At 35.6% G+C, this 9,277-nt stretch carries 9 protein-coding genes; 5 read left to right on the top strand and 4 right to left on the bottom strand.

Translation table 11 applies throughout. The annotated features are described in order from the left end of the window. Window positions 1–331 precede the first annotated feature (331 nt). The 4 genes from thrS (at window position 332) to rplT (ending at window position 3,615) form a co-directional block, all read left to right on the top strand. Window positions 332–2,266: a threonine--tRNA ligase gene (gene thrS / locus MR053_RS11610; protein WP_242132597.1), complete on the top strand. Its 1,935-nt coding sequence runs from the start codon at window positions 332–334 to the stop codon at window positions 2,264–2,266. A 31-nt stretch (window positions 2,267–2,297) separates the two neighbouring features. After that, window positions 2,298–2,843 carry a translation initiation factor IF-3 gene (infC, locus tag MR053_RS11605; RefSeq protein WP_223551662.1) on the top strand — a complete coding sequence of 182 codons (546 nt, stop codon included), beginning with the start codon at window positions 2,298–2,300 and terminating at the stop codon, window positions 2,841–2,843. Window positions 2,844–2,928: 85 nt separating this feature from the next. After that, window positions 2,929–3,126 carry a 50S ribosomal protein L35 gene (gene rpmI, locus MR053_RS11600; protein ID WP_223551615.1) on the top strand — a complete coding sequence of 66 codons (198 nt, stop codon included), beginning with the start codon at window positions 2,929–2,931 and terminating at the stop codon, window positions 3,124–3,126. A gap of 144 nt (window positions 3,127–3,270) precedes the next feature. Further along, complete coding sequence (gene rplT, locus MR053_RS11595; protein ID WP_223551616.1) at window positions 3,271–3,615, top strand: 50S ribosomal protein L20; 345 nt, start codon at window positions 3,271–3,273, stop codon at window positions 3,613–3,615. An 83-nt stretch (window positions 3,616–3,698) separates the two neighbouring features. Here rplT and MR053_RS11590 read toward each other — a convergent pair whose 3' ends face one another. Both MR053_RS11590 and MR053_RS11585 read right to left on the bottom strand, forming a co-directional pair. Then, window positions 3,699–4,121 (bottom strand): secondary thiamine-phosphate synthase enzyme YjbQ, encoded by a 423-nt coding sequence (locus MR053_RS11590; RefSeq protein ID WP_242132596.1) that lies wholly within the window; start codon window positions 4,119–4,121, stop codon window positions 3,699–3,701. A 5-nt stretch (window positions 4,122–4,126) separates the two neighbouring features. After that, on the bottom strand, window positions 4,127–5,674 hold the full coding sequence (locus MR053_RS11585; RefSeq protein ID WP_242132595.1) for a sulfatase family protein: 1,548 nt from the start codon (window positions 5,672–5,674) through the stop codon (window positions 4,127–4,129). Window positions 5,675–5,793: 119 nt separating this feature from the next. Here MR053_RS11585 and MR053_RS11580 point away from each other — a divergent pair, with 119 nt between their 5' ends. Next, window positions 5,794–6,231: a hypothetical protein gene (locus tag MR053_RS11580; RefSeq protein WP_242132594.1), complete on the top strand. Its 438-nt coding sequence runs from the start codon at window positions 5,794–5,796 to the stop codon at window positions 6,229–6,231. Between the two features lie 8 nt (window positions 6,232–6,239). Here MR053_RS11580 and MR053_RS11575 read toward each other — a convergent pair whose 3' ends face one another. Further along, window positions 6,240–7,424 carry an asparagine synthetase B gene (locus MR053_RS11575; protein ID WP_242132600.1) on the bottom strand — a complete coding sequence of 395 codons (1,185 nt, stop codon included), beginning with the start codon at window positions 7,422–7,424 and terminating at the stop codon, window positions 6,240–6,242. A 205-nt stretch (window positions 7,425–7,629) separates the two neighbouring features. Beyond that, window positions 7,630–9,168, bottom strand: coding sequence for a replicative DNA helicase (dnaB, locus tag MR053_RS11570; RefSeq protein WP_223551620.1), 1,539 nt, complete (start codon window positions 9,166–9,168; stop codon window positions 7,630–7,632). Window positions 9,169–9,277: the final 109 nt, after the last annotated feature.

Genomic DNA, 9,277 nt, shown 5'->3' with positions numbered 1-9,277 from the left:
TTTTTTGCCCCTAAGCAATCCCCGCAAAAAAAAACAGGACCGACTATACACTTGTCGCAACCAATAGGGGTAGACAAAAACATTGTAGAAAACCGTGAAGGATCAGGAAAACTTTAAACCAACACCAATTAACCACAAACAAAGTGTCATACTAACACAGTAACCAAAAAGGCATACTAGCAACTCACCAAACCTTTCGGTGCTAACGACAAAGCATAATAAATATCAAGCAAGTTACACTTAATTAAAGGCTAGAGAAATTATACATATATATATATTGTGTGGATTTAGTTATACTCTTATCTTTGCAGCCGGATTTCAATTTATATTAATGATACATATTACACTACCCGACGGGAGCAAAAAATCATTTGAAAAAGGTATTACACCAATGGATGTTGCTAAAAGCATTAGTGAAGGCCTTGCCAGAAATATCATTTCAGCAAGTTATAATGGCATAAAAGTGGAAACTGTCACCCCATTAACTAAGGATGGATCTTTGGTACTTTATACCTGGAAGGATGACGAAGGTAAGGCTGCATTTTGGCATTCTTCTGCACATGTTTTAGCTCAAGCTATTGAAGAGCTTTTCCCTGGTGCCAAACTTACCATAGGTCCTGCTATTGAAAATGGGTTTTATTACGATGTGGATTTTGGAGAACATACTGTATCAGAAAAAGATTTTAAAACTATTGAAAATAAGATGCTGGAAATTGCTAGAGGTAAGCATGATTTTAAGATGCGCTCAGCGAGCAAAGATGAAGCATTGTCCTTATATAAGGACAATGAGTTTAAAACCGAACTTATAAAAAACCTAGAGGATGGCACTATTACTTTTTGTGATCATTCCACATTTACGGACCTATGTCGCGGAGGCCATATCCCTAATACTGGCATCATAAAGGCAGTTAAGGTCTTAAGTGTTGCTGGTGCATATTGGAGAGGGGACGAAAACAAACCGCAACTAACAAGGGTTTATGGAATTTCATTTCCGAAACAAAAAGAGCTTACTGAATATTTACAATTACTTGAAGAAGCCAAAAAACGTGACCACAGAAAACTTGGCAAGGAACTGGAACTATTTACTTTTTCACAAAAAGTAGGTCAAGGACTGCCCTTATGGCTGCCCAAAGGAGCTGCTTTGCGTGAACGTTTGGAAAACTTCTTAAAGACTGCCCAAAAAAAAGCGGGTTATGAAATGGTGGTTACGCCCCATATTGGTCAAAAAGAACTATATGTTACTTCTGGACATTATGCAAAATATGGCGAGGACAGTTTTCAACCTATTCATACGCCAAAAGAGGATGAGGAGTTTTTATTAAAACCTATGAATTGTCCGCACCATTGTGAAATCTATAAAAGTTCACAATGGAGCTATAAAGATCTGCCAAAACGTTTTGCTGAATTTGGTACCGTTTACAGATATGAGCAAAGTGGTGAATTGCATGGTTTAACCCGGGTTAGAGGCTTTACCCAAGACGATGCACACTTGTTCTGTACACCCGAACAATTGGACAAAGAGTTTAAAGATGTTATTGATTTAGTGCTTTATGTTTTTGGTTCCCTAGGTTTTGAAAACTTTACAGCTCAGGTTTCCATAAGGGATCCCGAAAATCCCGACAAATATATTGGTGATGTTTCAAATTGGGAAAAAGCAGAACAAGCCATTATTAACGCAGCAAAAGATAAAGGCTTAGACTATGTTATTGAAACTGGAGAAGCTGCATTTTATGGGCCTAAGCTAGACTTTATGGTTAAAGATGCTTTGGGAAGACGTTGGCAACTTGGAACCATACAAGTAGATTATAATTTACCTGAACGTTTTGACCTGACTTATAAAGGTAGTGACAATGAAATGCACCGTCCGGTAATGATTCACCGTGCACCCTTTGGTAGTATGGAACGTTTTGTAGCGTTATTATTAGAACACACAGGAGGCAATTTCCCTATTTGGCTTATGCCTATTCAGGTTAAAATCCTGTCGCTAAGTGAGAAATATGAAAAATACTCTGAAAAAGTTTTAAATTTGCTAGAAAATCACGAAATTCGCGCCCTTGTAGACCATAGAAACGAGACAATTGGGAAAAAAATTCGGGAAGCCGAAATGGAAAAACACCCTTATATGCTCATTATTGGTGAACAAGAAGAAAATGAAAATAAAGTAACAGTACGAAAACATGGTGGCCAAGATTTGGGAATGATTTCTACTGAAGACTTTGCCAAAATAATAAAAGAAGACATTAATAAAACGCTAAAGTCGTTTTAAGGAAAATAAGTTTAATTAAAATTTTTAAGCCATAGCAATTAGAAGAAGAAGACAACCCCAAAGGGTTTCACAAGAGGATAAGCATAGAATTAACTCTAAAATTACATCGCCAAAGGTAAGAGTCGTAGGCGATAATGTTGAAGTAGGTATATACAGTATTAGAGAAGCTCTAAGTATAGCCGATGATCAAGGTTTAGACCTTGTTGAAATTTCACCAAATGCCGACCCCCCTGTATGTAAAGTTATGGATTATAAAAAGTTTCTTTACGAACAAAAGAAACGTGATAAGGCTTTAAAGGCGAAAGCCAGTAAGGTTGTAATAAAGGAAATTCGTTTTGGCCCTCAAACAGATGACCATGATTACGAATTTAAAAAGAAACATGCCGAGAAGTTCTTAAAGGAAGGGGCTAAGTTAAAAGCCTTTGTATTTTTTAAAGGACGCTCCATTATATTTAAAGAGCAAGGACAAATATTATTATTACGCTTGGCCCAGGATTTAGAAGAATTTGGGAAAGTTGAGCAAATGCCAAAACTTGAAGGTAAGCGAATGACCATGTTTATTGCTCCTAAAAAATAAAGTTGTTACTGAAATAATCCTGATAATATTTGGGACAGTAAATTGAAGATAATTAAGCGAAGTAATTAAAAACTAGGAGAAGACAATGCCTAAAATGAAAACAAAATCTAGTGCCAAAAAACGTTTTAAGTTAACTGGTACTGGTAAGATTAAAAGAAAGCACGCTTTTAAAAGTCATATCTTAACAAAGAAGTCTAAAAAGCGTAAGCTAGCGTTAACCCATGCCACTACGGTAAATGAGGCTGACGAGAACAATGTTAAATTAATGTTACGTTTAAAGTAACACTATTTAACCGGTTAAATTATTTATAAACCCTGGAGTGGGCCAATTAATTGACAATTGAATATCTTAAATTTTAGATTTACAATTTAAAATAAATAAAGAAGTGCAGATTATCTGTCGCCTACTACAAAAACAATTAAAATTATGCCAAGATCAGTAAATTCTGTAGCAAAAAGAGCCAGAAGAAAAAAGGTTCTAAAGCAAGCAAAAGGTTACTTTGGAAGACGTAAAAACGTTTGGACAGTAGCTAAAAATGCGGTTGAAAAAGCGATGCAATATTCGTATAGAGACCGTAGAAACAAAAAAAGAACATTCCGTGCCTTATGGATCCAACGTATTAATGCTGGAGCTAGAGAACATGGATTATCTTATTCTCAATTTATGGGGAAATTAAAAGCTAACAATATCGAATTAAACCGTAAGGTCTTAGCCGATTTAGCAATGAATAACCCAGAAGCTTTTAAAGCAGTTGTAGATAGAGTTAAATAAGGCGTATCGCCTAATGTAAAACATATTATTCGCTTAATGTAAAAGCCCGATTCAAAATTGAATCGGGCTTTTTATATCACGTTTTAAACACCAAACGCAGTTACCACTAAATTTCGAGATGATGCATGGTTTCTATGTTCACATAAATAAATACCTTGCCAAATCCCTAAATTAAGCCTACCGCTAGTAATTGGAACCTGTATAGACCCCCCAAGCAGCGACGCTTTAATGTGTGCTGGCATATCATCAGCTCCTTCATAGGTGTGTTCGTAATATGGAGCATGTTCTGGAACCAGTACATTAAAATGGTTTTCAAAATCGGTTCTCACTGTATCATCTGCATTTTCATTAATGGTTAAACTTGCAGAAGTATGTTTTATAAACAAATGTAACTGCCCCACCTCTATCTGTTCTATTTCGGGAATCGCATGCAATACGGTTTCGGTAATTAAATGAAACCCTCTTGAATATGGTTTTAACTGTATTTCCTTTTGAAAAACTTTCACCTTATTTATTCAAAATGCGGTACATCACTAGGTACGTTATATTGTGATTGCAACTTCTTAATTTCCTCTTTCATGGTATCTATGATGGATTGGTGTACCGTGTCATTAATTACATTTTTAAGTTCTTTGGGATCTTTTTGTAAATCATAAAACTCCCAAGTAGGAGGTGTATCTTCCTTTGACGCTCCGTATTTATTCAATCCCTTTCCATAAAAATAGGCTAATTTATACTTGTCATTTCTTACGCCAAAATGTGCCGGTCTTTTCGGTTCGTGTAACCAATATTGATAATACATGTTTTTCCTCCACCCTTTGGGTGGCTTTCCTTTTAAGTTTTCCCTAAAGCTTTCACCTTGCATATAATTGGGTTTCTCTATACCCGCATAATCTGCCAATAGTGCTGCAAAATCTATATTCAAAATAATATCATCTATCCGTTGTCCACCCTTCAATTCTTTTGGATATCGAATAACAAAAGGCATTCTAAGTGATTCCTCATAAATTAATCGTTTATCAAAAAACCCATGCTCCCCTAAAAAATAGCCTTGGTCTGCCGTATAAACTACAATTGTATTATCGGTAATACCTGCTTCATCCAAATAATCTAAAAGTTTACCAATATTATCATCAATAGTGGCACCACAACGCATAAAATCCTTTACGAATTTTTGATAGATTTTTTGTCGCAACCCAATACTATCCAAACCTTCTTTTTCAAAAGGCAAACCAGGATAACTGGTCCAAAATTCATTAGGACGACGATAAGCTTCTTCCCATCTTGCCTCCAAATTTTCTAATTTTTGCCCTACAAAAGTGCGTCCGCCCGTACCTTTACCAAAGTCCAGTAGCGATTGTGGTTCTGGGATATCAATATCGTTATACAAATCTTTAAAGCGATCGGGGTATTCAAATGGTTCATGAGTTGCTTTAAAATTACACATCATAAAAAAGGGCTTAGACACATCCCTTTGTTTTAAATGTTGAATAGTTAAGTCGGTAATTACATCCGTAGAGAACCCTTTATGCACCTTTCCTACAGAACCGTCATGACCATCTTTCCAATTGTCCTTGCTTTTAAGAATAGGATCCCAATAACGCCCTTGACCAGGAAGCACATTAAAATACTGAAAGCCTTCAGGTTGTTTTACCAAGTGCCACTTACCAATCACAGCTGTTTGATAGCCATTATCTCCTAAAGTTTTGGCTATATTAGGATGGCTATCTGGTAATGGTTCTCGTAAAGTATAGACCTGATTAATATGGCTGTACTGACCTGTTAAGATGCTAGCCCTACTGGGTGAACAAATGGAATTAGTACAAAATGCATTATTGAGCACCACTCCTTCATTGGCTAAACGTTTTATATTTTTATTCTTTACGTGGTCTTTTAAAATGCCCCCATAAATTCCCCAAGCTTGGGAGGTATGATCGTCAGAAAGAATAAAAAGGATATTAGGTTTATTATATACAACCGTTTCTTGCTTTTCATTTTTACAATTGAAAAGCAATACGATATACAACAAATAAATCGTTAAGGTTATATATGTTTTCATCAATAAAAAAGGTTATCTGCTAAATTTACAATTTTCATTATGTTTTATTTAATTGTATTGTATTTTTTTGACGCAACCTTTTTTTAATTTTGCATCTAATAAACAAATATTATTTAAAAATGAAAAAAAATATAATCTTCTTATTGGCCATAGTTTTAAGTGTTACTAGTTGTTCTTTAAAAAACGATACAGATCAAGACCAACAAACCTATAAAAGTCTTTGGCATTTGATCAATGTTTCAGGAGGAGTTTCTGGGGTAAATGATAGTTTTAGTTTAGGGACTATAGTTTGGTCATTTAACGAAACTACTTTAAAGTTAACCATTGAAAACGACAATACAGATGATACCAAACAAGACGGTTGGGATTCGGGAACATATGATTATTTACTTGATCAAACAGACTCACGTGATTTTTTAACCATAAGTGGAACAGAGGTTGGTGAATTGATATTCACGTCCGAAAATAACATGATTATTAATGAAAATGAAAAATCTACCGGTACTGCTGCCGACGGTTTAATATATACCTTGCAGCGTACTCTTGTAGCTGAATAGTATTAAAATTAAGTTTTTTGTTTTTTCTTTCTAGCAGCTGGGAAAAGCACATTGTTTAAAATTAAACGATATCCAGGAGATGTTGGATGCAAATCCAATTCTGTTTTAGAATCGCCAACCCTATGTTGGTAATCTTCAGGATCGTGGCCACCATAAAACGTAAAAAAGCCTTTGCCCCTAATTCCATGAATATACTTAGCTTCACCGTTGGCTTTGTTTTCTCCCATGACCAATACATTGGGTTTAATTTCACTACGTGTAAACGAAGTGGTTTGTCCCATAAAACCTTTGACCAAGGCTGTATGGTTTTGGCATAACATGGTAGGCACAGGGTCCCATTTAGCAGAAAACTCCATTAAAGAGAAATAATCAGCTGTTTTAGGTATTCGGCGCTTGCGTGTCATATCAATAGAAGAAAATTCATAGACTAATGGATTTTGCTCTAATATAAAATTTGTAAAGGCAAAAGCTTTACTATAGTCAATTTTATTTTGATAAGCAGGGTCACTACCATCCCCGTCAAACATAGGTTCACAAATATCAATACCTTCAGCTGCCAAAGCAATATCGAAACTATCAGTGGCACTACACATAGCAAACATAAATCCCCCTCCAATGACATAATCCCTAATTTTCTTTGCAACATCTAGTTTTTCCATAGACACTTTAGCATAACCTAATTTTTCTGCCAAAGCTTCAGCAGATTTCTTATCTTCTATATACCAGGATTGTGCTCGATAAGCACCATAAAATTTTCCATACTGGCCTGTAAAATCTTCATGGTGCAAATGCAACCAATCAAACAATAGCAAACCATCATTTAGAACCTCTTCGTCATAAACAGTTTCATATGGAATTTCGGCATAAGTAAGTACCATGGTAACAGCATCGTCCCAAGGTTGATCGCCATAGGGGGTATAAACGGCTATTTTTGGTGCTTTTTCCAAAACTACAGCCTCCATATTTTGACTTGGACTACTAACTTCCTCTAAAATACTTTCTGCTTTAGCATTAGAAATAATTTCAAAAGATACGCCTCGAATTTGACATTCTTTTTGAATCGCTTCACTATTAGGCAACAAAAAAGAGCCTCCCCTATAATTGAGTAGCCATTTTACTTTTAACTGCTTACTAATCGTCCAATACGTCATACCATAAGCCTTTAAATGATTTTTTTGGCTGTCGGCGTCCATGGGAATAAGCACATAGGAGGCATAGGTTTTTAACCCTAAACCTATAAATAGTAATGTAATTAGTATCCTTTTCAATTTAAAGTAAATGTTATGGGATTTCTAAGTCGTTCCTCCTTCGAAATGACAAAATCTATTATTTATATCGAAAGATACTTAAAAATATTTCCGAGGTAAACTATTTATGAAAATATTAAATCGAAAAGATCTAGAATGGCACTTCGTCTTCTTCATCATTAAACGAACTTCCAAAAGCTTGATCTGGGCTTGCTTTAAAAGCATCTGACTTAAAAGTATCATCGTTTGCAGCTGCATTCATCTTACTATGAAATTCGAAAGGTGAATCGAAATCGTCCAGATTATCAAATTTACCCAAGTGTCCTATAAACTTCAATCGAATATTATCCAATCCTCCATTACGATGTTTAGCAACAATAAATTCGGCTTGGCCTTCAGTAGGAGAACGTTCTTCATCATCCCACTCATCTATTTTATAATATTCGGGTCTATAGATGAAACTCACGATATCTGCATCCTGCTCAATAGCACCAGATTCCCTTAAATCGGACAGCAATGGACGCTTACTACCGCCACGTGTTTCTACAGCTCGGGATAACTGTGATAATGCAATTACAGGCACATCCAGTTCTTTTGCTAAGGCCTTTAGGTTTCTTGAAATCATAGAGATTTCCTGTTCCCTATTCCCTGAATTATTCCCCCCTGCAGTCATTAACTGCAAGTAATCGATCATAATCAACTTAATACCATATTGGGAAGATAAACGTCTTGCTTTGGCCCGTAAATCAAAAATGGAGAGTGAGGGGGTATCGTCAATATAAAGCGGTGCTTTCTCTAAACCCTTTACTTTTACGTTTAATTGTTCCCACTCATGCTTTTCCAATTTTCCGGTTCTTAGCTTTTCTGAAGACAGCCCTGTTTCACTAGAAATCAAACGGGTAATCAATTGTACCGAGGCCATCTCCAAAGAGAAAAATGCCACAGGTATATTTTGGTCAACAGCAATATTTCTTGCCATAGACAGCGTTAACGCAGTTTTACCCATACCAGGTCGAGCTGCTACAATAATCAAATCAGAAGGTTGCCAACCCGAAGTCAATTTATCTAATTTTGTAAAGCCTGTTGGGATACCACTTAAGCCTTCCTTATTTGAAATTTCCTCAATTTTTTTCTTCGCTTGGATTACCAAATCCTGTGCTGTTTCACTAGACTTTTTAATGTTACCCTGTGTAACCTCATATAGCTTGGCTTCAGCTTTATCCAATAAATCAAAAACATCCTTGGTTTCATCATAGGAATCCTCAATAATTTCGTTTGAGATTTTAATTAAACTCCGCTGGATAAATTTTTGCAAAATGATACGGGCATGAAACTCAATATGTGCAGACGAGGATACTTTTTGGGTTAATGAAATGAGGTAAAAATCTCCACCACACAATTCCAGTTTTGCAGTTTTCTTTAATTGGCTGGAAACGGTTAATAAGTCTATAGGTTCGCTACTTTCAAACAATTGAAAAATAGCTTCAAAAATGTGTTGATGGGCTTCCTTATAGAATGCTTCTGGACTAAGAATATCTATAACCTCATCTACTCCTTTTTTATCAATCATCATCGCTCCCAACACAACTTCCTCTAAATCAATTGCTTGCGGAGGTAATTTTCCTTTTTCTAAATTGATAAGCGTGCTTTTATCTACTTTGTATCCTTGTATTTGGTTGGGTTGTTTCATAGTTGCGAAAGTAACTAAAAAGAATTTTCTTTTAAAGTCAATGAGAATTGCTGTTGTTCACTAGTCATTAACAATTGAACTGTTAATAACTAAAAAATATTGTCGATAA

Source organism: Aestuariivivens marinum (genome assembly GCF_022662175.1).
GTDB lineage: Bacteria > Bacteroidota > Bacteroidia > Flavobacteriales > Flavobacteriaceae > Aestuariivivens > Aestuariivivens marinum.
The sequence above is the reverse complement of the archived record's forward strand: the minus strand, read 5'-3'. Positions and strand labels throughout refer to the sequence as shown.

Coding starts and splice junctions, on each gene's coding strand:
- thrS (WP_242132597.1), top strand. CDS start 332: ATGATACATATTACACTACCCGACGGGAGCAAAAAATCATTTGAAAAA.
- rpmI (WP_223551615.1), top strand. CDS start 2,929: ATGCCTAAAATGAAAACAAAATCTAGTGCCAAAAAACGTTTTAAGTTA.
- rplT (WP_223551616.1), top strand. CDS start 3,271: ATGCCAAGATCAGTAAATTCTGTAGCAAAAAGAGCCAGAAGAAAAAAG.
- MR053_RS11585 (WP_242132595.1), bottom strand. CDS start 5,674: ATGAAAACATATATAACCTTAACGATTTATTTGTTGTATATCGTATTG.
- MR053_RS11580 (WP_242132594.1), top strand. CDS start 5,794: ATGAAAAAAAATATAATCTTCTTATTGGCCATAGTTTTAAGTGTTACT.
- MR053_RS11575 (WP_242132600.1), bottom strand. CDS start 7,424: ATGGACGCCGACAGCCAAAAAAATCATTTAAAGGCTTATGGTATGACG.
- dnaB (WP_223551620.1), bottom strand. CDS start 9,168: ATGAAACAACCCAACCAAATACAAGGATACAAAGTAGATAAAAGCACG.